This is a genomic window from Chelatococcus reniformis (genome assembly GCF_014640075.1).
GTDB lineage: Bacteria > Pseudomonadota > Alphaproteobacteria > Rhizobiales > Beijerinckiaceae > Camelimonas > Camelimonas reniformis.
Map to the genome: position 1 here is coordinate 87,251 of NZ_BMGG01000008.1, position 23,387 is coordinate 110,637.

Here is a 23,387-nt window from a genome sequence, read left to right on the forward strand (position 1 = left end):
GCCTGGCGAAAACTTGCGCGCAGGGCGCACAGCAAAGCCCGCCGAGCGGGCCCGGCGGGCTATTGAGCAGCTAAGTCCTCAGCTCAGCAGTGAGCCCTGGGCTCTCTCGTGCACGACCCGGCGGCCGGACACGCCCGACCGCGGGCTTCGCTGGGCTTCAGCTTCTGATTTCCCCGCTGATGACCGGCCCGAAGAATTCCCAGCGATCCCCCTGGAAGCGCATCATCTGTTCCTGCTCGATCGGGTAGAAGTCCGCCGCACCGGTGTTGATGGTGATGCCCGGCAGGAGCATGCCCGTGTCGAAGCCCTTGAGGCTCGCCGCCTGCTTCATGATGTTCTCACGGGTCAGGTTGTCGCCGGCTTGCCGGAGCACCTGCACCAGCGTCCTTGCAACGCCATAGCCGTACACGTAGTTGCTGTTCGTCTTGTCGACGCCCGGCATGTATTTGTCGATGAAGGCCTCCCATTCCTTCACGCCCGGATCGTCCTTCCACTTGGGATCGGTGGGGTCCTTGATGTAGTTGACGCTCATCACGCCCTGTGCCGCCTCGAACCCCGCCGGCTTGATCACCGAGCCGATGGACGTGGACACGTTGACGAGCAGATGGACCGGCTTCCAGCCGATCTCATGCAGCTTGCGGATGGCCTGCGCGGCGAACTTGGGCGTGGTGACGTCGTAGAAGACGTCGGCGCCACTCGATTTGAGCTTGAGGATCTCGGCGTCGATGGTGGGCGACGAGATCTCGTAGGGAACCTCGGCGACGATCATGCTCTTGGCCTTGTCGCCGAGACCGTCCTTCAGCCCCTGCACGTAGTCCTTACCGAAGTCGTCGTTCTGGTAGAGAATGCCGATCTTGGCATTGGGCGTGTTCTCCAGAACGTACTTGGCGTAGACGCGGCCCTCGCCCTGGTAGGTCGGCTGCCAGCCCATCGTCCAGGGGAAGCCCTTCGGATCGCCCCACTTGGTCGCGCCGGTGGCCACGAAGAGCTGCGGCACCTGCTTTGCGTTCAGATACTTCTGAATGGCCGTGTTTGACGGCGTTCCAAGAGGATTGAAGACGAACAGCACGCCGTCGTTCTCGACCAGTTTACGGGTCTGCTCGACCGCCTTGGGCGGGCTGTAGCCGTCGTCGTAGCTGATGAAGTTGATCTTGCGTCCGTTGATGCCACCCTGGTCGTTGACCATCTTGAAGTAGGCTTCCTCGGTCTTGCCGATCGAGCCGTAGGCGGAGGCAGGCCCGCTGTAGGGCATGATATTGCCGACCTTGATCTCGGTATCGTTGGCGCCGGTGTCATACGCCTTTTGGGCAAGTGCCGGCCCCGATCCGAGGACCGCGAGCGCGGCAACGGCCGCGCCGAACAGCGATGGCTTCAACATTTCCCCTCCTCTCGTCGTCGCGCTTTGCGGCCCCCGATGGCCGCCCGCCGCGATCTCTTGGTAATTGTCGCACCTGCAACCAAGCCTGTCGCGTCCGGCTGCCGCTTGCAAGTCATCCTCTCGGCTAACCCCGGCCACTGCCCGAAATTTGCGCTGCGCCTGCCAATACGAGCGAAAGTGGGTGACTGACGCGAGGCACAAAAAAGAGGCCTGTCGCATATCTCGCGGCAGGCCTCGACTAGTCGGCTGTTCAGGCCAGGCCCGGCGGCCCGGAATGCGGGGGCGTCAGTTGTTCTGGACGGAGCCGACCAGCACGGGCCCGAACGGCACCCACTTTTCTCCGTCGAAGCGCAGCGGTTGCAGCTCCTCGATGGGATAGAAATCCGTTGGGGTGGTCTTGATCTTGATGCCCGGCAGCAAGGTGTCGAGGGTCAGATCGTTGATGTTCGCCGCCTGCTTCATGACATTCGCCCGGGTCAGATCGTCGCCGGCCTGCTTGAGCACGTGGACCAGAGTCTGTGCCGCGGCGTAGCCATAAACGTTGAGGACGTTGGTGCGGTCGGCCTCCGGCCAATACTTGTCGATAAAGGCGTGCCACGCCTTGATGCCGGCGTCGTCCTTCCACATCGGGTCGGCCGGATCCTTCAGATAGTAGCTGCTGATGATGTCCTTGCCGTTCTCGAGGCCCGCAGGCTTCAGCACGCCGCCGACCGATTGCGAGACGCTGGACAGGTAGTGCACCGGCTTCCAGTTCATTTCCGCGACCTTGCGGATCGTCTGGGCGGCGAATTTCGGCGTGGTGATGTCGACGAGCACGTCGACGCCCGCCGCCTTGAGCTTCAGCAGGGGCGAATCGATGGTGGCGTCGGCCAGTTCGTAGGCGGCCTCGGCGACGATCATCGACTTGGCTTTGTCGCCGAGCCCCAGCTTGATGCCGGTGACGTAGTCCTTCCCGAAGTCGTCGTTCTGGTAGAGGATGCCAATCTTGGCGTTCGGCTGGTCCTTGAGGATCATCTTGGCGTAGATGATGCCCTCACTCTGATAGGTCGGCTGCCAACCCATCGTCCACGGGAACTTCTGCGGCTCGCCCCACTTCGTCGCGCCGGTGGCCACGAACAGCTGCGGCACTTTCTTGGCGTTCAGATATTTCTGGATGGCCGTGTTCGAGGGCGTGCCGAGCGGGTTGAAGATCAGCAGCACCTCGTCGCTCTCGACCAGCTTGCGCGTCTGCTCGACAGCCTTGGGCGGGCTGTAGGCATCGTCGTAGCTGATGAAGTTGATCCTGCGGCCGTTGATCCCCCCCTGGTCGTTGATCATCTGGAAGAAGGCCTGCTCCACCTTGCCGATGGTGCCGTAGCCCGAGGCCGGCCCGCTGTAGGGGAACATGTTGCCGATCTTGATCTCGGTGTCGCTGGCACCTGGGTCGTACTTCTTCTGGGCCTGCGCTGGCGCGACGCTGGTCACGGCCAGCAGCGCGCCCGCGGCCACGGCCGCGCGCCATTCGTTGCTCAACAGCATGAAAGTTCCCCAATCGAACGCTTGCTTGAGCGGCGACCGTAGAGCATATTCCGCAGAGTTGGCTACCGCTTTCGCGCCGCCGCCGCGCGTGAAGACGCGCCCATTTGCCGCGCACGCCGATCGGCCGACGTTACTCAATCGGACAAATATCATTACATTTCAATAATTTGCCGGTTTGCCAGCTCGGATTGTTCCGCCCGGTCTGAGCACGCGGGGTTCGGTGCATCGACGAGGGGCGCGCCGGTCGTTGCGCGGCGTGCTCGCCTCCTCCGGCCGATCGGAGGACCTCGTTCAATGGGACGGTCGGCAGGCGCGGGGCCAGCACCAGCCCCGCGCCGCCGCTCAGTTTGCGGTCGTCTCGCTGTCGATGAGCGGGCCAAACGGCTCCCAGCGATCCTTGTCGAAGCGCATCATGCGCAATTGCTCGATGACGAGGTAGTCGGTCGGGCTGGTGTTGATGCTCATCCCCGGCAGGAACAGGTCGAGTTGCACGTTCTTCAGGTTGGTCGCCTGCCGCATGATGTTCGCGCGAGTCAGGTCGTCGCCTGCCTGCCGGAGCACGTGCTCGAGGGTTTGCGCGGTCGCATATCCATAGAAATAGACCGCATTGTTCTTGTCGGCATCGGGCATATACTTGTCCATGAAGGTGATCCATTTCTTGACGCCGGGATCATCCTTCCAAGTCGGATCCGTATAGTCCTTGAGGTAGCTGACGCTGAGGACGCCCTGGGCGTTTTCGAAGCCGGCCGGCTGCATCACCTGTCCGACGGACACGGAATTGACGCTGAGGATATGCACGGGCTTCCAGCCCAATTCGCCGGCCTTGCGGATCGCCTGCGCCGCAAATTTCGGCGTGGTGATGTTCAGGAACAGATCCGCGCCCGACGACTTCAGCTTGACCATCTGCGAGTCGACGGTCGGATCGGTCGCCTCGTAGGACGCCTCCGCGATGATCTGCTTGGCCGCGCCGGCGCCGAGACCCTCGCGCACGCCGGCGATGACCTCTCGCCCGAAGTCGTCGTTCTGGTAAAGGATGGCGATCTTGGCGCCGGGATGGTTCTGCTGGATATAGCGCCCGTAGATGCGCCCTTCCGTCAGGTAGGTTGGGTTCCAGCCCATCGTCCACGGGAAGTTCTTCGGATCGGAGAACCGGGTGGCGCCGGTGGAAACGAATAGCTGCGGCACCTTCTTCTGGTTCAGGTATTTCTGGACCGCCGCGTTCGGCGCGGTCCCCAGGGTCTGGAAGGTGAACAGCACCTCGTCGCTTTCAACCAGCTTGCGGATCTGCTCCACGGTCTTGGGCGGGCTGTAGCCATCGTCGTAGCTGATCAGTTTCAGCTTGCGGCCGTTGATGCCACCCTGGTCGTTGAGCATCTGGAAATAGGCGGCCTGGGTCTTGCCGATGACCCCGTAGGACGAGGCCGGGCCGCTGTACGGCATGGTCTGGCCGAACTTGATCTCGGCGTCGCTGGCACCCGGATCGTAAGTCTTCTGCGCGTGAGCCGGCGCGCCGGCGAGAAGGGCAAGCAGGCCGCCCAAGGCCGCCGCCAAGCAGGCGTGGCGCCGCGATACATCCCTCATTGAACTCCTCCTGACGCAGCCGTGCGAATGGCGGCGCCTGAGGCGTCCGCGCTGGAACATTCCCTCGGGATATTGTGATTGGCCCGCCGCTCAGCCCCGGCCGGGCGATGCCGGCGTTGGCGCCGACACATACGAGAAGGACGGCCCTAGCGAGCCGTCCCGTCCTTGTTGAAACGAGGGCTTGCGGCGGCACGATCCCCGTCACCTGGAGCGCTGCGCGATGGGGTGGTATCACCCGATCGCGGAAGAGGCGCTCCAGATTTGACGGGGTGGAGCAAAGGCTGTCGGATCAGATGACTGCATCCGATCCGGCGTTGCCCTATCCCTCGTGGCGCAGCACCTTACGGCGCAGCATGGCGATGAACCCCGCGACGCCCGCGGGCATCAGGAACATCAGGCCCATCAAGATGATGCCGTAGAAGGCACCCGACAGGCCCTTGGAGAACTGCTCGGCGATATTGGGCACGAACAGCACGAACAGGCCGCCGAAGAAAGCGCCCGGAATCCAGCCCACGCCGCCGACGACCAGGCCCACGAGCAGCGCGATCGACAAAATCACCGTGAAGCTGTCGGGCGCCACGAACTGAACGACGATGGCGCCCAGCGCTCCGGCGATGCCGGTATACGAAGCGCTGAGACCGAAGGTCAGAGCCTTGTAGATGGAATTGTTGATGCCCATCGAACGCGACGCGATCGGATTGTCGCGGATCGCCATCATGGCCCGCCCAGTGCGGCTCTTCAGCAGGTTGTGCGCCAGCCAGAACAGCAGCACCGTGACGATCAGGGTGAAGAAATAGAGCCACTGGTCCTGATTGAGCGGCAGCCCGAAGGGGGCATCCGGCTTCATGATGACGATGCCCTGCACACCTCCGGTCCAGTGCTCAAGCGGCGACAACTTCAGAATCTGCGGCGTCGCCACCGAGAGCGCGAAGGTGGCGAGCGCCAGGTAGATGCCCTCCAGCCTGAGCGCCGGCAGCCCGAACACGAATCCGAAGGCGAAGCATACGATGCCGGCCACCGGCAGCGTCCAAACGTAGGAGATTTCGGCTTTGTCCATGAGGATCGCCGCCGTGTAGGCACCGATCGCGTAGAACGCCGCGTGGCCCAGCGAGAACTGCCCGTTGAAGCCGGTGAGCAGGTTCAGCCCCAGGATGGCGATGGCGTAGATCAACACCATCGTCACCTGGAAGACGAAGAAGCTCTTGGTCACGAAGGGCAGCGCGATGGCGGCAACGAAAAGAATGACGCCAATCGCGATGCCGATCGTTCGATCGCGGCCGAACGGCTTGGTCACCATATCTGCCGCGAGAGCTGGATGCTCGGCAGCCGTTTCAAGGTTTTCGGTTTGCACGGACATGGTTACACCCGCTGGACGGTTGCGCGGCCGAACAGACCGCCCGGCTTCAGGACGAGCACCAGGACGATGATGCAGAGGGCGATGGTGAGCTTGAGCTCACCGCCGATGACCGGGATGAACGTTCCTGCCAGGTTCTCGATGATGCCTACCAGGAAGCCGCCGAGGACGGCCCCGCCCGGGCTGGTGAGACCGCCGAGCACGGCGCCGGCAAAGCCGTACACCAGGATGCCGAGCATCATGTTGGGCTCGAGGAACACGACCGGCGCGACCAGCATGCCGGCGACGGCGCCGATGGCAGCCGCCATGCCCCAGCCGAGCGCGATCATCCACGAGACGCGCACACCGACCAGCCTGGCCGAGACCGGGTTATCCGCCGCCGCCCGCATGGCCAAGCCGACTCGCGTAAAGCGGAAGAAGAAGAACAGCGCGATCAGCAGGACGAGCGTGATGCCCATCATGCCCGCCTGGTGGGCGCTGATCAGACTTGAGCCGAACAACGGGGCCGAGCCGAAGGGCGACGGGAAGGTCTTGATCGAGAAATCCCAGATGAAGCCCGCGGTGCTGGTCAGGATGGTAAGCAACGCGATGAACAGCACGACGTGGCTGAGGATCGGTGCATTGGCGAGTGGATGGAAGATCAGCCGCTCGATCACCACGCCGCCGACGAAGGAGATCGCCACGGTGAGCGCAAAAGCGACCCAATAGGGGACGCCCCAGGTGATGAGCTGCCAGGCGATGAAGGTCGAAAACATCGCCATTTCGCCCTGGGCGAAATTGAGGTGGCCGATGGCCGTGTAGATCATGACGACTGCGAGCGCGACGCAGGCGTAGATCGCCCCCGTCGCGATCCCGGCCACGACTTGTTGGATCAGGAGTTCCATTGGGTCCGCCTCAATAGCCGAGATAAGCGCGACGGATGCTCTCGTCCTCGCGGATAGCTTCCGCGCGGCCCGAGAATACGACGCGCCCCGTTTCCAGAAGGTAGGCGTGGTCGGCGAGTTCGAGTGCCAGTGAGGCGTTCTGCTCGACCAGCAGCATGCTGACCTTCTCGTTACGGTTGAGCGAACGGAAGATCTCGAAGATCTCCCGCGTGATCATGGGTGCGAGACCGAACGACGGCTCGTCCAGCAGCATCAGCTTGGGGCGCAGCATCAGGGCCCGGCCCACGGCCAGCATCTGTTGCTCGCCGCCTGAGAGCAGCCCCGCGATCTGCGTGCGCCGCTTCTTCAGGATCGGGAAATAGCTGTAGACGAGCTCCATGTCGGAGGCGATGCCAGCCTTGTCCCGGCGCGCCATGGCACCGAGCTGCAGGTTCTCCTCGACGGTCTGGCGTAGGAACGTGCCACGTCCGTCGGGTACATGCGCGACCCCGAGGCGGACGATGTCCTCTGTCTGATTGCGGTTGATCTGCTGGCCGTTGAGCAGGATGTCGCCGGTGCGCTTGACCATGCCGCAAATGGCCCTGAGCGTGGTCGTCTTGCCGGCGCCGTTGGCGCCCAGGAGCGTGGTGACACTGCCGGGCTCGATCTCGAAGTCGAGCCCGTGCAGGACGCGCGTCTGGCCGTAGGCCGCATGCAGCCCCTTGATTTCAAGCAGCTTGTTCATTGTTTCTCGGTCCCGAGATAGGCGGCGATCACGTCCGGGCTGCGCTGCACCTCGGCCGGCGTGCCTTCGGCGATCTTGCGGCCGAAGTTGAGCGCGACGACCTGGTCGGACACGGACATGACCAAGCTCATGTGATGCTCGACGAGCAGCACCGTCAGGTTGCGATCGTCGCGAATGTGGCGGATGCGCTCGCCAAGTTCCTCGATCTCCTCATGATTGAGGCCGCAGGCCGGCTCGTCGAGGAGGAGGAGCTTGGGATTGGTGGCGAGCGCCCGGGCCAGCTCGACGCGCTTCTGAGTGCCGAACGGCAGATCTCCGACCCGGCGTTGGGCCACGCCCCTCAAGTCGAGATAGTCGATGATGCTGCGCGCGCTCTCGTCGATCTGCTTTTCGTTGCGGCGGCTCCACGGCAAGTTCAGCGCGTCGCTGACGTAGTCGCTGCGGGTCCGGCAATGGCCGCCGATGCGCACATTGTCCAGCACAGTCAGATTCTGGAACAGCGCCAAATTCTGGAAGGTGCGGCCGATGCCGATCTCAGCGATCCGGTGAGCCGGGCGCGTCAGGATCGACTTGCCCTCGAACAGGATATCGCCGTCGCTCGGCACGTAGAGCCGGCTCAGGCAATTGAACAACGTAGTCTTGCCCGCGCCGTTCGGCCCGATCAGGCCGACAATCTTGCGAACGGGCATATCAAACGAGATGCCGTCGAGGGCGACGATGCCGCCGAAACGAACAGCGACGTCACGGACGGACAGAATTGGCTCAGACATAATGGGGACCGTCGCGGCTAAAGCGAAATCGAAACGCGATTCGGCGGCGGGCGGTGCATCGCCTTTCGCGTGACGGATAGATGAGTTGAGTTTGACACGTGCACCTCCCTGGGCCGGAATTGGTTTTCGTTTTCGGCGGCCCATCTTCCTCAGATCGGGCCGGTTTGGCAACGGGCCGTCACCGGCCGACCGGCGATTTTCATATTTTATTTGTTGTCAGATCCGCGACAAACGCGGCACCCGACACAACCGCAGCGCACAATGCTCACATCATGAGCATTGCGCGCAACGCATGCGCGGCCAGTCCATATGGCATACGTGTGACGCTGTCAAAGCCTTGTCTCCCGGATCGCTCGGAACTTGGCCCGGGCCTGCGTGTTCCCTTAGGTCCGATGTTCTCGGCCGATCGAGTGGGGAGGTGGGACAGATGAGACTTGCAATCGCCGCGCTTGTTCTAGCGACAACGGCCGCGCCGCTCGCCGCCCAGGTCCCATCCGGGCCAGGCTATGTCCCCCAGGCGCCTGTCGGCCATCGCCAGCCTCGGCAGGCGGATCTCCTGTCCGGCAGCAGTCAGGTCAGCGACCCGATCGGCGCGCAGCAGTCGCGACGAAACCAGGAAGACAACCGAATCGTCGGCAGCATCTGCAGCGACTGCGGGGTCGGTGCGAGGCGCTGAGACAGCGCGGGACGTAAAGGCATTGTGCCATTGGATGGGATGATCCAATGGCACAGACATGCTCATGGACGTTGCGCTTGGGAGTTGCCCCAAAGCGCAAGCGTCCATGGGCGCTTCCCAATCAGACGGACTCATCCGTTCGAACAGAAGCCTGGAACGCCTTTGCCGGCCCGCTCCGAACGCGAGCCCAAGCGCCTCAGGTGTCATTCTGCGCGTTGAGCTGGTCGGGCTCCACGCTGCCGACAGCCGCTTCCAGGCGAGCACCGCCGCCGTCCTGGAAATGCACGCCGTGGGCGCGCAACGTGCGGATCACGACACCATACGCTTCGTCGCCATCCTGAACAGCAGCGCCCCGCTCGACCGTCGCAATCGTTGCCGCCGAGAGGCCGCAATGGGCGGCGAGTTCCTCGGCGCTCCATTGCAGCAGAGCCCGGCCGGCCTTGATCTGGGCACCCGTCACCTCGCCCGACATCGCTTGCTCCTCTCATCGCTCGTCAGCCTCAAAGCGCTTCCACCGATGCATTGGTTCGACCCGATCGGAAGAAGCGTTCCAGGTACGGTAGGTTGAAGCATCACTACCGGATCGGACGTCTCCATCTGACCGGAAAAACGTGCCAGCGGCGCTGCGGCCGACCTATCTGCGATACTGACTGGCGACCACGAGGCCAGGGGGCGATTGCCAGACCTCGTCCGCGGTGCCGAGCCGGATGATCTGCGTGACGAAGCTCATCGTCGCCTTGAACATCGCGCTGGTGAACGGCTTGGGCAGGCAGCCGATGACATGCGGATCATCGAGCCTGGCAAGTTGCCGTTCGCTGGTGATGAAGACGACCTGGGTATCGTAATCGCGCATGATGTCATGGGCGACCTGGAGGCCGGTCAGGCCATCGCGCAGATTGAGGTCCACCAGGGCGACGTCGGGGAGATGCACTCTGGCGAGCGCCACGGCGGCGGCGGAATCGGCGGCGACCCCGATGGGCGCGTGGCCGAGGGCTTCCAGCAGGCTTTCGTATTCCAGGGCGAGAAGAGGCTCATCTTCGACGATCAGGACCCGCAAGCCTCCGACAACGCCCATTGCACGATCCATTCCCATGATGCCGCGACCGCCGCGCGCATCGGATGCTATGTCGGCCACCACACAAATGCCTCTAGATCATCCACGGTTCCCTTAACAGTGCGAAAAAGCCGGTGAGCCTTCCGACGGTCGGCACTCGCAGCCCACAGCACAACCATCAGAACGGGTCGCTCGCGAGCTCGGCCACGGCCACCTCGCTGTCGAGAATCGGCGGCAGGATCGACTTGCTGCGCCGCCACTCCTCCTCATGGCAACCGCACGCGCGCCGCCGGAGAATGTCGACATCGACGACATCGAGCCGGCCGCGGCTGTAGCGAAGCGCCCCGGCTCGCTGCAGCGCCTGGGCTGCGAGGGTGACGGTGGTCCGCTGGACGCAGAGCATCGCCGCCAGGAATTCCTGGGTGAGCGGAAACCGGCGCGTGTCGCAACGGTCGCAGCACATCAGCAGCCAGCGCGCCAGGCGCTCTTCGGCGCTGTGCTGCGCGACGCAGGCAACCGACTGCATGGCCTGAGACAAGGCAAGGTCGGTGCAGCGCACGAGCAACTCGTTGGCTTCGGGATCGGTGCCGATCGTCGACCGCAAGGCCGCTGCGCCGACGCAGTGGGCGTAGCCCGGCACCTGAATCACCGCCCGCTGCAGGGCGGTCCGGCCTTCCCACCAGGCAGGCAGGCCGAGCGCCTCGCGCCGTCCGACGATCGCGGTTTCCACATCGGCCCCGGCCGACAGGCGCGTGATCAGCGAGATGATCCCCTCCGACGGAAAATAGATCAGGTCGATGACATCGCCCGGCTCATACAGGATCTCGCCTTGCCTCAGCTCGACACGGACGAGCTGGCCTGCAAGGCGGTCGAACACCTCAGACGGCAGCAGGCGAAGGATACGGTTCTTTACTGCTGTCCCGATCTCGATTGGCTTGGTCATGCAAACGCAACGCCCAGTCTCCGCTGCGCGTTCCAAGCAAGAATAATCGGGCTGCGGGCCGACGGTCCGGCACCCCCGCAAAAAGACGTCCGCGGACCGGCCGGAGGCATCCCGCCCCGGGCCACAGCCTGCCAAGTGGCCAGAGCGCCAATGGTTAGATACTTTAGCGGCGGCAAGGCGCTCGGCCTCGCCGCCCGATCGAGATGGTGCCCTTAAAGCTGGTGCAGCTTCTTGCCTTCCGCCGCCACCTTCTCAAGTAGCGCCGACGGCTTGAAGTCGTCACCCATGGTGCGCTCGAACTCGCGCATCTTGGCGAGCACCTTGTCCGCCCCGATCACGTCGCCGTAGAACATCGGGCCGCCGTGGTAGACGGGCCAGCCGTAGCCGTTGATCCAGACGATATCGATGTCGGAGGCGCGGATCGCCTTGCCTTCCTCGAGGATCTTGGCGCCCTCGTTGATCATCGGATAGATGCAGCGCTCGATAATCTCCTCGTCGGAGATCGTCCGCCGGTTGATGCCCTTCTTGGCGGCGAAGTCGAGGATGACCTTCTCCACCTCGGCGGACGGCTTGGCGTTGCGGTTCTCGTCGTAGTCGTAGAAGCCCTTGCCGTTCTTCTGGCCGCGGCGGTCCATCTCGCAGAGCACCTCGCGGATCGTGGAGCTCGAGCTCGTCTCCTTCGACCAACCGATGTCGAGGCCGGCGAGGTCGGACATGGCAAATGGGCCCATGGGCATGCCGAAGTCGTAGAGGACGCGATCGACGTCCCACGGCATGGCGCCTTCCAGCACGAGCTTGTTCGCCTCGCGCTGGCGCTGGGCGAGCATGCGGTTGCCGACGAAGCCGTGGCAGACACCGACCAGCACCGCGACCTTGCCGATCTTCTTGGAGAGCTGCATGAGTGTGGCGATGACCTCTTTGGAGGTCTTGTCGCCGCGCACCACCTCGAGCAGGCGCATGACATTGGCCGGCGAGAAGAAGTGGGTGCCGATCACCCACTCCGGCCGCTTGGTGGCCGCGGCGATCTCGTTGACGTCGAGATAGGATGTGTTGCTGGCGAGGATCGCGCCTGGCTTGGCGATGGCGTCGAGCTTGGCGAACACCTCCTTCTTGATCGCCATATTCTCGTAGACCGCCTCGATGATGAGATCGCAGTCCGCGAGTTTCTCCAGCTCGAGCGAGCCGGTCAGCAGACCCATGCGGGTTTCGACGTCCTCCTGGCGCAGCCGGCCCTTCTTGGCAGTGTTCTCATAGTTCTTGCGGATGACACCGAGCCCGCGCTCGAGCGCCGCCGGCTGCATCTCGACGATGGTCACGGGGATGCCGACATTGGCGAAGTTCATGGAGATGCCGCCGCCCATGGTGCCGGCGCCGATGACACCGACCTTCTTGATGGGCAGGACCGGCGTGCTGTCCGGCACGTCCGGGATTTTGGCAGCCTGACGCTCGGCGAAGAAGATGTAGCGCTGGGCGGCCGACTGGGTGCCGTTGACCAAGCCCAGGAACAGGTCGCGCTCGGCTTTCATGCCCTCGTCGAACGGCAGGTTCACCGCCGCTTCGATGCACTTGATGTTGGCCTCCGGCGCCTCGAAGCCGCGGAACCGGCGGGCGTTGGCCTTGCGGAAGTCGGCGAAGATCGCAGGCTTGCCACGCGCCGCCTCGACCTTGTCCTGAAGGTCGCGCACCTTCTTCAACGGGCGCCCCTCGGCCACCAGCTTGCGCGCGAAGGCGATGGCGCCGTCACGCAGCTTGCCTTCGTCCACCAGTTCGTCGACGAGGCCGGACTTGTTGGCGGCCGCGGCGCCGACGAAATCGCCGGACGTGACCATGTTGAGCGCGACCTCGGGCCCCACAAGGCGCGGCAGGCGCTGGGTGCCGCCGGCACCCGGCAGCAGACCGAGCTTGACCTCCGGAAGTCCAACCTTGGCCGAGGGGACCGCGACGCGATAATGCGCGGTCAGCGCCACCTCGAAGCCGCCACCCAGCGCCGTGCCGTGGATCGCGGCGACGACGGGCTTGGGCGAGTTCTCCATCATGTCCTGCACGGCCGGCAGGTCGGCGCCTTTGCGCTCCTTGCCGAACTCGCTGATGTCGGCGCCGGCGATGAAGGTGCGGCCGTCGCAGATGAGCACGATGGCCTTCACCGCGTCATTGGCGATCGCAGCCTTGAAACCCTCGTACAGGCCGTCGCGCACCGGCGCAGACAGGGCGTTCACCGGCGGCGAGTTCAACGTGATCACGGCGACGTCGCCTTCGATCGTCAGATCGGTCACTGGGTTGATAGCGGTCATCTGCGTCTCCTTGGCCGGCTGCCCATCTTCTTTGGCGTCTTGATCGCCAACCGCTTTAGGCAATGAGCGGGCGGAAGTCGAGAGTAGCGGGCGGCCGCGCTCACGGTGGTCCGCAGCACCGATGCGCCGGACGCGACGGCGCCGCAAGTGCACGGCCGATGGGGCTTTTTCGGCCCGGCTTTTTGGTGGCCCGTCGCCGTAAAACTTTCCGCGCCGCGTCGAAAACTTGCTGCCGATGGATTGAGCGGAGAGGTATTGCGCTGACCCGGCGTAGCGCCCTACACTCTTTGGTGTCACGGCGGTGTTTATCCTCTTTCAACTGACGCGGTCTGGGGGTACTAATGAACTGCCGTTCCAAAACCGACCGCGCCTCGATCTGTAACCACGCCTGAGCATCCGGATGAGCCGAGACAACGATTTTCGCGACCGTCGCCGTTCACGTGACCATGCGCCTGACCCCTGGGCCAACGAACTGCCTCCCCTTCCATCGCGTCCGTCGCCGTCCTTCCAGCGGCCCGTGCAGGCCAGCGGTCCCGAGATCGGGGCAACGGTCAAATGGTTCAACGCGCAGAAGGGATTCGGTTTCGTTCAGCTGACGGACGGGTCCGGCGAGGCATTCCTGCATATTCGTCCCGTCGAGGCCGCCGGGCACACCTCGCTCGAGCCGGGCACCACGCTGACGGTGCGTATCGGGCAGGGCCAGAAGGGCTCGCAGGTCACTCAGATCCTCAACGTCGACACCAGTACAGCCGAGGCTCCGCGGCCGCGGAGCGGCGGCTTCGGCGGTGGTGGTGGTGGCGGCGGCTATGGTGATCGCGGCCCACGGAGCGGCGGCGGTGGCTACGGCGGCGGGGGTGGTGGCGGCTTCGGCGGCAGCGCCGGCCCGCGCCGGCCGTTCGGACGCCAGTTCGACCCGGCCACGCTTGAGGGCGTGCCCGAAGAGGCCGGCACCGTGAAGTGGTTCAACCCTGAGCGGGGCTTTGGCTTCATCGCGCTGGAGCGCGGCGGCAAGGACGTGTTCGTGCATCAGTCCGCTCTGGCCCGCTCGGGCATCAACGATCTGCGCGAGGGACAGCAAGTTCTGGTGCGCCTCGTCGAAGGCCCCAAGGGTCCGGAAGCCGGTTCCATCCAGCTCGGCTGAGCACGTTCGCCGGCCAGACGACGGACGACGACACAGCACAAAAGCGGCGCGGTCTCCGGACCGCGCCGCTTTTGTTTGCCACGCCAATGCATCCCTTCGATCCGGCGGCCCCACCCGATCGAATGATATTGCTCCAAACACCAACCCTTAAGCGCTCGCGGTGCGTCCGCGATACGCGCGCGCCCGCGGTCGCCTCCGACCGGCGCATCAGGCCCGATTCTGGCCGGGGAGACGGCCTTCCGCCAGCCACGCCGCCAGGACGGCGCCGAGCAGCAGGCCGAGCGCGATGAGGCCGATGCCGAGGGGGAAGACCGAGACACCGCGCACAACGGCGCTGTCGCTCGGGCGGATGCCGATCCAGTCCGCCCCGGTGAAGCGCGAGCCGGAGCGGACCTCGACGATGCGGGGCACGCTGACGCCGCTGGCGGCGGCCTCGATGCGGCGCACGCTGCCGCCGGTCGCTTCCGCCAGCGGCTGGAGACGGCCGGTGTCGCTGAAGACGTCGGCCAACTCCCGCGGGTTCTCCGGGCCGACCGAGACGAAGGCCATCAGTTCGCCCGAGCGCAGCCGGTAGAGGCCCTGCTCGCGCGCCGTGGCCGCTGCGCGGAACAGCCCGGGCTTGTCGGGCGACAGGGCAACTGTGGTTTCGCTGCCGCTCGGTGCGGTGATCGTCACCGAGCCCGGATCATCGCCCATGGTCTGGCGCTCGATGCTGATCTCGCGGCCGTGGCCGGTGGCCCTCAACGCCTCCTCTTCCAGCTCCGGCTCCTTCATCAACCAGTGACTGGTGCGTCGAAGCAGGTCGAGATAGGGGCCGCCCCCGCGGTAGTTGCGGGCCCACAGCCAAGCGTGGTCGGAGAGCAGCAGCGCCACACGGCCCTTCTGCTCGCGTGCGAGCACGACGAGCGGCCGTTCGCCGATGCCATCCATCACCACCGACCCCTGCGACACGCGCGCACCGATCAACCGCGCCCACTCGCCCCACCGGGGCGGCTCGGTCTCGGAGCCCGGCAGTTCGCGCGTCACCGGGTGGCGCTGACCGAGCGGCGTCACCGCGGCGCGGAACGGATTTTCCTCGATGCGGCCGTCGGGGATGGCCGGGAGTACGGAGACGAGCGGCGTGCGCGCCAGGCTCGCCGCGCTGGCATACTCGGGCCCGGCCGCGACAAGCAGCGCCCCGCCGTCGCGCACGTAGCGCACGATGTTCTCGTAGTAGAGGCTCGGCAGCACGCTCTGATTGGCGTAGCGGTCGAAGATGATGAGATCGAATTCCTTAATCTTCTGCTGGAACAGCTCCCGCGTCGGGAAGGCGATCAGCGACAGCTCGTTGATCGGCGTGCCGTCCTGCTTCTCTGGCGGCCGCAGAATGGTGAAGTGAACGAGATCGACGTTGGCGTCCGACTTGAGCAGGTTGCGCCACGTCCGCTCGCCCGGATGCGGCTCGCCCGAGACGAGCAGGACCCGGAGCTTCTCGCGAATGCCTTCGATGGTCAGGACGGCGCGGTTGTTGGCCGCGGTGAGTTCGCCGTCGAGCGGACCGACCTCGATCTCCACCACGTTGGGGCCGCCATGCTCGATGTGCACCGGCAGCGGCACCGGCCTGTTGGTGGCGACTTCGACGGTGCCGAGGCTGACGCCGTCGCGCCGCAGCGTCAGCCGAGCGCGGCCGGTCCCCCCCCGTTCGGCGACCTCGACACGGACGACCTGGTCCTTGCCCACGATGCCAAAGCGCGGCGCCTCGAGCAGGGTCACGCGGCGGTCGACCTCTTCGACGTGGCCGGTGATCAGGGCGTGCAGCGGTGCCTTGAAGCCGAGCAAGGAGGCCTGCGCGGGCACGTCGTGAACGACGCCGTCGGTGACCACGATGGCGCCGGCGATCCGCTCGGCCGGCACGTCGGAGAGCAGGTCAGACAGCGCGGCGAACAGCCGGGTTCCGTCGCCCCCGCCCTCGCTGTCGGTCACATCCGCGGTGCGGACCTCGATGTCCGGCAACGCGGCGAGCCGCCGCTCCACCTCCGCTTTGGCCCGATCGGTCTGTGTGGCCCGGTCGCTCAGCGTCTGCGACGTGGTGCGGTCGACAAGCACGGCGACCACGTCCTTCACCGGCTCGCGCTGCTCCTGCAGCAGGGACGGATTGGCGAGGCCGGCGAGCACCAGGGCGAGCGCCACGCCGCGGACCAGCGCCGTCGGTCCGCGCGCCAGCAGCGACACGAGCACGACGACGACCGCCAGGGCGGCGAGCACGCCCAGGACCCAGAGCGGAACGAGTGGTGAGAAGCTGACCGACATCGTTACTGCCCCAAGCGTTCGAGCAACGCCGGCACGTGCACCTGGTCGGCCTTGTAGTTGCCGGTCAGCGCGTACATGACGATGTTGACGCCGCCGCGGATGGCCATCTCGCGCTGCCGCGCCTCGCCGTGGCCGACGACGGGATAGAGCGGCTCGCCGCGGCGCCCCACCGCCCACGCCGCCGCCAGATCATTCGACGTGATGATGATGGGCGACACGCCATCTCCGGCGCGCGCCGGCGCGCGCTCGCCCTCCGGCTCGGCCGGCAGCGCCTCCACCCAGGTCTGTCCCGAACCGTAGCGGCCGGGAAACGTGTCGACGAGGTAGAATGCCTTGGTGAGCACATGGTCGCGCGGCACCGGCTCGAGCTGCGGAACGTCGAGGGTGGCGAGCATTCGGCGCAGTTGCTGGCCCTCCGGCGACGTCGCCCCCGACGCCCGGCCCGAGAGGGCGTCACGGGTGTCGAAAACGACCGTGCCGCCGCCTTTCATGTAGGAATCGAGCCTCCGCAGGGCCGCCTCCGACGGCAGCGGTCGCCCCGCCACCACGGGCCAGTAGAGTACGGGGTAGAACGCCAGCTCGTCCCTGGCCGGGTCGACCCCGGCGGGCTCGCCCGGCTCCATCGCCGTGCGCTGGGCGAGCGCCTGCGACAGGCCGACGAGCCCCGCGCGGCTGGTTGCGTCGACCTGCGTATCGCCCGTCGTCACGTAAGCCAGCCGCGTCACCAGGGCAGCCTCCACCTCGGCCTTGCGCAGGGGCGCCTCCGCCGGCGAGCGCGCGACGGCCGCCGGTGGCGCGCCTGGTGGAGCCGGCTGCGCCCGCGCCTCACGCGGCGGGGCCGCCCACACGGCGAACGTCGCCGCCATCACCACCGCTGCCGTCGCGGTCGGACGGCTCCGGCGGCCGAGGCGCGGCCGGTAGCCGCCGAGCAGGAGGCTGGCGATGCTGTCGACCAGCACCAGAAGGGCCGCCGCCAGCAGCAGCGGCATGCGCAGATCGATCACGGCCGGCCGGCCGATCCCCTCCAGCCGAGCGTTGAGCGGCGCCATATCGATGGCGCCGAACCGGTCGCCGGGCACCAGCGCGTTGACCGCCATCAACGCTTCGTTCGGCCCGTAGAAGCCCGGAGGATGGTCCTCGGTGCCGCGGCCGGCGAAGGAGCGGGCCACCGGCTTCGCTGTCGCCGGCGGCGCCCGAAAGGTGCCGAAACCGTCGAGCGTGCGCTGCGGCGCCGCCGTCTCAACCCGGCCGGTTGCCGGATCGGCCGCCTCGGTCGGCTTGCCCGACAGGGCAACGATGCGTCTCAACATATCGACGAAGATGCCGGACAGCGGCAGATTCGACCAGGACGGATCGGCGGTCACATGGAACAGCACGAGCAGCCCATCCCCGCGCTTGTCCGCGGTAACGATGGGCGTGCCGTCGGCCAGCGCCGCCCAGGTCTTACCCGCCAGCTCGCCGTCCGGCTCGGCCAGGATCTGCCGACGCACGGTAATCTCCCCGGGCACCGCCAGGCCGAAGAACGGGCTCTCGCGCGGAAACGGTGCCAGCGTCTTGGGCGCGTCCCAGCTGAGTGAGCCGCCGAGACTGCGGCCGCCGCGCCGCAGGCGAACCGGCACCAGCTCGTCGTTGCCGGCGGCCAGGCGCGACCCGGCGAAGCGGATCAGCACGCCGCCGCCGGCCACGAAGGCATCGAGCTTCTCAGCGGTGTCGCGGTCGAGCGAGCCCACGTCAGCCAGTACGATCACGGACACTTTCTCGCCGATCAGCGTGTTGATCGTGTCGATCGTGCCGGCACGCGGCTCGCGCACGTCGGCGAAGGGCGCCAGCGCGCGGCCGACATAATATGTGGGCGACAGCAGCGGCTGCGCCACGTCGACGGTCGCGCCGGTGACGACGCCGATCCGGCGGCGTTGGCTGCTCTCGTCCACGAGCGCCACGGCCCCTGCGGAGGGCTCGTCGACGATGTCGATGCGCGCCACGGCGTTGCGCAGCTCGATCGGCAGCTCAAAGCGTGCGGTCGTCTCGGTCGTGCCCGCCGGGAAGCCGAACCGGGCCTCGCCCAGCGGCAGTCCCTTGATGTCGAGCGCCCGGGCGATGCCGCTGTCGCGACCGCTCGGCGGCGGGGGCCGGATCACCGTCACCTCCAGGCCGTGGGCGGCGTTGTTGGTGCCGGCAAGCGCCAGCGCGAGCGAGCGCGGCGTCCGATAGACCGTCACTCCCGGCTTGGCGCCGGCCGCGTCCGCCAGCTGTGACAGGCCAGTGACGAAGGCAGCCGCATCGTCGACAGACGGCACGGTTTGCGGGCCCTGGGCTACGCCGGCCGGCGTGGCGGGTGGCGCCGATGTGACCGTGACGCCGTCGCTGATCCATTCGATCTCGACGCCCGGCGTCGCGGCGACCAGCCGCTCGATGGCGGCGAGGTGGACGCGCCGATCGGGCGTGTAGGGCGCAGGCACGATGGCGCGCAGGCGCTGCTGGGCGGCCCCCGCCTCCTGCGGCGTGAGTTCGCCCGGCCGGTCGGCCGTCGCCAACACCACCACGGCGCGGCCGCTACGGCCGGCGGCTGCCATGCGATCGGCAGCAAGCGCGGTGCGCTCACGCCAGTCACGCGCAGATGCAAAACCGTTGTCGAGCACGAGCAACAGCGGCCCGCGCGCGCCTGCCGGCGCATCGGGAACGGGATTCCACAGCGGGCCGGCCGCCGCCAGGATCACGCAAGCCGCGATCAGCAGCCGCAACGCCAGCAGCCACCAGGGCGTGCGCGCCGGCGTCTCGCGGCGGGCAGCGAGGTCGGCGAACAGCCTGAGCGGGGGGAAGACGATGCGGCGCGGCTGCGGTGGCGTCACGCGGAGCAACAGCCAGATCGCCGGCAGCGCGGCCAGGGCGATCAGCGCCATCGGCGCGGCGAAGCCTAGGGCGGAGGGGATCATGGGGCCCACGCTCCGACGGACGGCCCGGCCGCCGCGCCGCGGCTGGCGGCGATCAGTGTCAGGGCGCGCAGCAGGCCTTCGCTGGCCGGGCGGTCCGTGCGATGGATGCTCATCGTCCAGCCGCGCCCCGCCGTGATGGCAGTGATGGCGGCGCGGTGCTGCGCCAGCCGGGCCCGGTAGTCCTCTCCCCACGAGGCGGCGTCGCCGACCCGCAGGCGCAGGCCGGCCTCGGGATCCGCCAGCTCGGCCTGGCCGGTGAACGGAAAGGTCTCCTCGACCGGGTCGGCGACGAGGATCAGGTGGCCGCGCGCGCCCCGGCTGGCCAGGCCCTCCACCGAAGCCGCAAGCGCGGCCGGAGGCACCAGAAAGTCGCTGACCAGAACAGCCTCGTTCAGCGGCGGCAGCGACTCTCGCGGCGGCAGATCCCGCTCCTCGCCGGCCTTGTCGAGGACCATGGCTTCTGCGAGATCCTCCACGATGCGACGCGAGGCCCTGGGCGGCAGCAGGCCGAGCAAACCGACGCGCTCCCCGGCCTCGACCAGGGCATCGGCAAGAGCGAAGCCCACGACGATGGCGCGCTCCACCTTCGACGTCTGTGCCAGCGACGAGGCGAATGCCATCGATGCGGAGCGGTCGATCCACAGCCATACCGACTGGGCCGCCTCCCACTCCCGCTGACGTACGTAAAGGCGCTGATCACGGGCCGAGCGGCGCCAGTCGATGCGCGCCGCCGCTTCGCCCGGCGAAAACGGACGGAACTGCCAGAAGCTCTCGCCCTGTCCGGCGCGCCGGCGCCCGTGGACGCCGTGGGCCGCCGCCGCTACCCGGCGCGATTCGAGCATGATCCGCGGCAGGCGCGCCGCGAGCGACAGCGCCGCTTCGGTCTCGCCGCGGCCAGGGGTGCGGTTCCCGGTTTGAAGCGCCGTGACGTGCGCCATCCGAACCTCAGGCCAACCGTGAGACGAGCTGGCCGATGATACCGGCCACCGTCTCGCCTTCGGCGCGGGCTGCGAAGGTCAGCGCCATGCGGTGCTTCAGCACCGGCTCCGCCAGGGCCGCGACGTCGTCGATCGACGGCGCCAGCCGGCCGCCGACCAGGGCGCGGGCACGGGCCGCCAGCATCAGCGCCTGACTGGCGCGCGGGCCGGGCCCCCAGGCCAGCTTGTCGAGGATCGCCTTGTCGCCATCGCCGGGCCGCGCGGCACGGACCAGATCGAGAATGGCCTCGACCACGCTGTCGCCCACTGGCAGGCGGCGGACCAGCCGCTGCGCCGCCATCAGGGCCTCGGCGGTCATCGCCGGAGCCGGCCGCTTCTCATCGAGCCCGGTGGTCTCCAGCAGGATCCGCCGCTCCGCGACCCGGTCGGGATAGCCGATGTCGATCTCCAGCAGGAAGCGGTCGAGTTGCGCCTCGGGCAACGGATAGGTGCCCTCCTGCTCCAGCGGGTTCTGGGTCGCCAGCACGTGGAAGGGAGCGGGCAGGTCGTGCCGCTCGCCGGCGACGGTCACGTGATGCTCCTGCATGGCCTGCAGCAGCGCCGACTGGGTGCGCGGGCTCGCCCGGTTGATCTCGTCGGCCATCAGGAGTTGCGCGAACACCGGCCCGCGCACGAAGCGGAAGCTGCGGCGGCCCTCGGGGCTCTCCTCCAGGATCTCGCTGCCCAAGATGTCGGAGGGCATCAGGTCCGGGGTGAACTGGACGCGCCGCGCATCAAGCCCGAGCACGGTGCCCATGGCATCGACCAGGCGGGTCTTGGCGAGGCCGGGAACACCGACAAGGAGGCCGTGGCCGCCGGCGAGGACTGTCACCAAAGCCAGCTCGACGACCGCCTCCTGGCCGAAAATGACCGTCCCGATGGCGTCACGCGCCTTGCCGATGGTGGCGAGCGCCGCTTCCGCCTGGGCGACGACGGCATCGTCGAGGGCGGTGGCCGGCGTGATCGAGGCGCCGGCGGAGGCGGCCGTGGCGGAGGCGGTGCTCATCTACTCAATCTCCTCTTCGCCCCCCCGAGGCGGCGAAAGTGCCGTCTAATGGCTCCGCCGGAACAAACAATCCCGCGGGACGGGCCGGCGTCGACGACCGTCAGCAAAAGCAGATGATGAGCAAATGGCGTGCCGAGCGCCATCCGAAAAGGCCGCGCCCGCGGACGGGTCCTTCGCATCGATGCCGTGCCGCGCCTTTCCCGTGGCGCGTGATGTCATTACATCGTGCAAAAATGGACGTCGTGAGGCGGCTGACTGCGGCGTCCCGTCTCCAACCGGTCGTCGCGGCGGGACCGATCGCCGCAGCCGCAGCGGCACCATGGGCGAAGGAGGGATGTCGTGGTCGAGAGCGCACAATCGGGTGGCGATGCAGACCCGGCCAAGGCGACGCCGGCCGGGCTCGACTCGCTCTTTGCCGCCCTGGGCGGCGCCAACGCGGCGGCCAAGCCCCGTCCGGTCGAGCGGTGGAACCCGGAGTTCTGCGGCGACATCGACATGCGCATCGCCGCCGACGGCACCTGGTTCTACATGGGGACGCCGATCGGGCGCCCCGCCCTGGTCAAGTTGTTCGCCTCTATCCTGCGCAAGGATCCGGAGCGCTACGTGCTGGTGACGCCGGTCGAGCGGGTCGGCATCGCCGTCGACGACGTGCCTTTCTTGGCCGTGGAGATGGCGGTGAGTGACGCAGGCCAGGACCGCACGCTGCACTTCCGCACCAACGTGGACGACGTGGTGGCGGTCGGTCCCGAGCACCCGCTGCGCTTCGAGCGCGGCGAGGGCGATGCCCTCAAGCCCTACGTCCATGTGCGCGGCGACCTGTGGGCACGGCTGACCCGCCCCCTGCTCTACGATCTGGTCGAACTCGGCGAGGAACGGCCGAGCGGCGGCGAAGCCATGTTCGGCGTGCAGTCGGCCGGTCGCTTCTTCCCGATCGCCTCGGCCCGCACGATCCGCTAAAGCAACGGTCGTGATCGCCGAACCCTTCGACATCGACACCTTCCTCGACCGCGCGCGCCAGCGCCTGGAGCCGGAGCCGCCACCCGTCGGCAGCCCCCTGTCCAATCCGCGCGGCGACCACGACCTGAATGAGCACGTGGGGCCGCCGCCGGCAGAACGGGGCGCCAAGCCCGCCGCGGTGCTGATCCCGGTGGTGCGTCATCCGGAAGCCACGGTGCTGCTCACGCAGCGCGCCACCGCGCTCCGTGACCACGCGGGCCAGGTCGCCTTTCCGGGCGGCAAGATCGACCGGGAGGACGCTTCTGCACTGGCTGCGGCCCTTCGCGAGGCGGAGGAGGAGATAGGCCTCGATCGCCGCTTCGTCACCCCGATCGGTTACCTCGACCCCTACATCTCCGGCACCGGCTACCGCATCATGCCGGTCGTCGCCCTGGTGGAGCCGGGCTTCAACCTGACGCTCAATCCGGTTGAGGTCGACGCCGCCTTCGAAGTGCCGCTGTCGTTCCTGATGGAGCCTCTCAATCACCAGCGCCACGCGCGCGAGTGGCACGGACAGCTGCGACACTACTATGCGATGCCCTTCGGCGAACGCTATATCTGGGGCGCGACCGCGGGCATCATCCGCAATCTTTATCAGAGGCTGTACGGGACATGAGCCGAGCTCTGTTCGAAGAGCTGATGCTGTTCCTGATCCCATTCGCCGCGTTTGCGCTCTATCTGGCCGTGCGCCGGCGCAATCCGTTGACCCGCGAGCCGTGGCGCGGACACGTGCCTTGGCTCGCCCTCGTCGGGTTGGGCTTCGCCATCGGCTCGCTCGTGCTCACCGGCCTGCTCGAGCCGCGCCGCAGCGGCAGCTACGTGCCGCCGCACGTGGAGAACGGCAAGCTTGTTCCCGGCCAGTTCCAATGACG

General features: G+C 67.0%; 19 protein-coding genes. 4 read left to right on the forward strand and 15 right to left on the reverse strand.

Annotated elements, in window-relative coordinates; genetic code table 11:
* Positions 1-157 precede the first annotated feature (157 nt).
* The 11 genes from IEW34_RS21280 to IEW34_RS21330 form a co-directional block, all read right to left on the reverse strand.
* Positions 158-1,378: an ABC transporter substrate-binding protein gene (locus tag IEW34_RS21280; RefSeq protein ID WP_188611244.1), complete on the reverse strand. Its 1,221-nt coding sequence runs from the start codon at positions 1,376-1,378 to the stop codon at positions 158-160.
* A 285-nt stretch (positions 1,379-1,663) separates the two neighbouring features.
* Positions 1,664-2,896: an ABC transporter substrate-binding protein gene (locus tag IEW34_RS21285; RefSeq protein WP_188611245.1), complete on the reverse strand. Its 1,233-nt coding sequence runs from the start codon at positions 2,894-2,896 to the stop codon at positions 1,664-1,666.
* Positions 2,897-3,238: 342 nt separating this feature from the next.
* Complete coding sequence (locus tag IEW34_RS21290) at positions 3,239-4,477, reverse strand: ABC transporter substrate-binding protein (protein WP_188611246.1); 1,239 nt, start codon at positions 4,475-4,477, stop codon at positions 3,239-3,241.
* A gap of 319 nt (positions 4,478-4,796) precedes the next feature.
* Positions 4,797-5,774, reverse strand: coding sequence for a branched-chain amino acid ABC transporter permease (locus tag IEW34_RS21295; protein ID WP_373288302.1), 978 nt, complete (start codon positions 5,772-5,774; stop codon positions 4,797-4,799).
* Positions 5,775-5,836: 62 nt separating this feature from the next.
* Positions 5,837-6,715, reverse strand: coding sequence for a branched-chain amino acid ABC transporter permease (locus tag IEW34_RS21300; protein ID WP_188611248.1), 879 nt, complete (start codon positions 6,713-6,715; stop codon positions 5,837-5,839).
* A gap of 10 nt (positions 6,716-6,725) precedes the next feature.
* Complete coding sequence (locus tag IEW34_RS21305; protein WP_188611249.1) at positions 6,726-7,439, reverse strand: ABC transporter ATP-binding protein; 714 nt, start codon at positions 7,437-7,439, stop codon at positions 6,726-6,728.
* The gene (locus IEW34_RS21310; protein WP_188611506.1) at positions 7,436-8,209 is read right to left on the reverse strand and encodes an ABC transporter ATP-binding protein; all 774 of its coding nucleotides are present in this window, start codon (positions 8,207-8,209) and stop codon (positions 7,436-7,438) included. The genes IEW34_RS21305 and IEW34_RS21310 overlap by 4 nt, the downstream gene beginning before the upstream one ends.
* Positions 8,210-9,081: 872 nt before the next feature.
* Positions 9,082-9,357, reverse strand: a complete 276-nt coding sequence (locus IEW34_RS21315; RefSeq protein WP_188611250.1) for a helix-turn-helix domain-containing protein — start codon at positions 9,355-9,357, stop codon at positions 9,082-9,084.
* 162 nt (positions 9,358-9,519) lie between these two features.
* Positions 9,520-9,960, reverse strand: coding sequence for a response regulator (locus IEW34_RS21320; RefSeq protein ID WP_188611251.1), 441 nt, complete (start codon positions 9,958-9,960; stop codon positions 9,520-9,522).
* A gap of 157 nt (positions 9,961-10,117) precedes the next feature.
* A complete protein-coding gene (locus IEW34_RS21325) occupies positions 10,118-10,882 on the reverse strand; it encodes a Crp/Fnr family transcriptional regulator (protein ID WP_188611252.1) in 765 nt (254 codons plus the stop codon).
* A 212-nt stretch (positions 10,883-11,094) separates the two neighbouring features.
* A complete protein-coding gene (locus tag IEW34_RS21330; protein ID WP_188611253.1) occupies positions 11,095-13,173 on the reverse strand; it encodes a 3-hydroxyacyl-CoA dehydrogenase NAD-binding domain-containing protein in 2,079 nt (692 codons plus the stop codon).
* Between the two features lie 400 nt (positions 13,174-13,573).
* On the opposite strand from IEW34_RS21330, the gene IEW34_RS30955 reads away from it, so the two are divergent.
* A complete protein-coding gene (locus IEW34_RS30955; protein WP_188611254.1) occupies positions 13,574-14,314 on the forward strand; it encodes a cold-shock protein in 741 nt (246 codons plus the stop codon).
* 207 nt (positions 14,315-14,521) lie between these two features.
* On the opposite strand, the gene IEW34_RS21340 is transcribed toward IEW34_RS30955, so the two are convergent.
* The 4 genes from IEW34_RS21340 to IEW34_RS21355 are packed head-to-tail and all read right to left on the reverse strand — an operon-like array spanning position 14,522 to position 21,519.
* Positions 14,522-16,603: a hypothetical protein gene (locus IEW34_RS21340; RefSeq protein WP_188611255.1), complete on the reverse strand. Its 2,082-nt coding sequence runs from the start codon at positions 16,601-16,603 to the stop codon at positions 14,522-14,524.
* 2 nt (positions 16,604-16,605) lie between these two features.
* The gene (locus IEW34_RS21345; protein ID WP_188611256.1) at positions 16,606-19,536 is read right to left on the reverse strand and encodes a DUF4159 domain-containing protein; all 2,931 of its coding nucleotides are present in this window, start codon (positions 19,534-19,536) and stop codon (positions 16,606-16,608) included.
* Entirely contained in the window at positions 19,533-20,474 is a 942-nt protein-coding gene (locus tag IEW34_RS21350) for a DUF58 domain-containing protein (protein ID WP_188611257.1), read from the reverse strand. The genes IEW34_RS21345 and IEW34_RS21350 overlap by 4 nt, the downstream gene beginning before the upstream one ends.
* Before the next feature lie 7 nt (positions 20,475-20,481).
* Positions 20,482-21,519, reverse strand: a complete 1,038-nt coding sequence (locus tag IEW34_RS21355) for an AAA family ATPase (protein ID WP_188611258.1) — start codon at positions 21,517-21,519, stop codon at positions 20,482-20,484.
* Between the two features lie 339 nt (positions 21,520-21,858).
* Between IEW34_RS21355 and IEW34_RS21360 the strand changes: the two genes are divergently transcribed.
* Genes IEW34_RS21360 through IEW34_RS21370 form a run of 3 tightly spaced genes read left to right on the forward strand, consistent with a single transcriptional unit; the run spans position 21,859 to position 23,385 of the window.
* Complete coding sequence (locus IEW34_RS21360) at positions 21,859-22,476, forward strand: DUF1285 domain-containing protein (protein WP_373288288.1); 618 nt, start codon at positions 21,859-21,861, stop codon at positions 22,474-22,476.
* Positions 22,477-22,486: 10 nt separating this feature from the next.
* Positions 22,487-23,131, forward strand: a complete 645-nt coding sequence (locus tag IEW34_RS21365; RefSeq protein WP_188611259.1) for a CoA pyrophosphatase — start codon at positions 22,487-22,489, stop codon at positions 23,129-23,131.
* A complete protein-coding gene (locus IEW34_RS21370; protein ID WP_188611260.1) occupies positions 23,128-23,385 on the forward strand; it encodes a DUF6111 family protein in 258 nt (85 codons plus the stop codon). The genes IEW34_RS21365 and IEW34_RS21370 overlap by 4 nt, the downstream gene beginning before the upstream one ends.
* Positions 23,386-23,387: the final 2 nt, after the last annotated feature.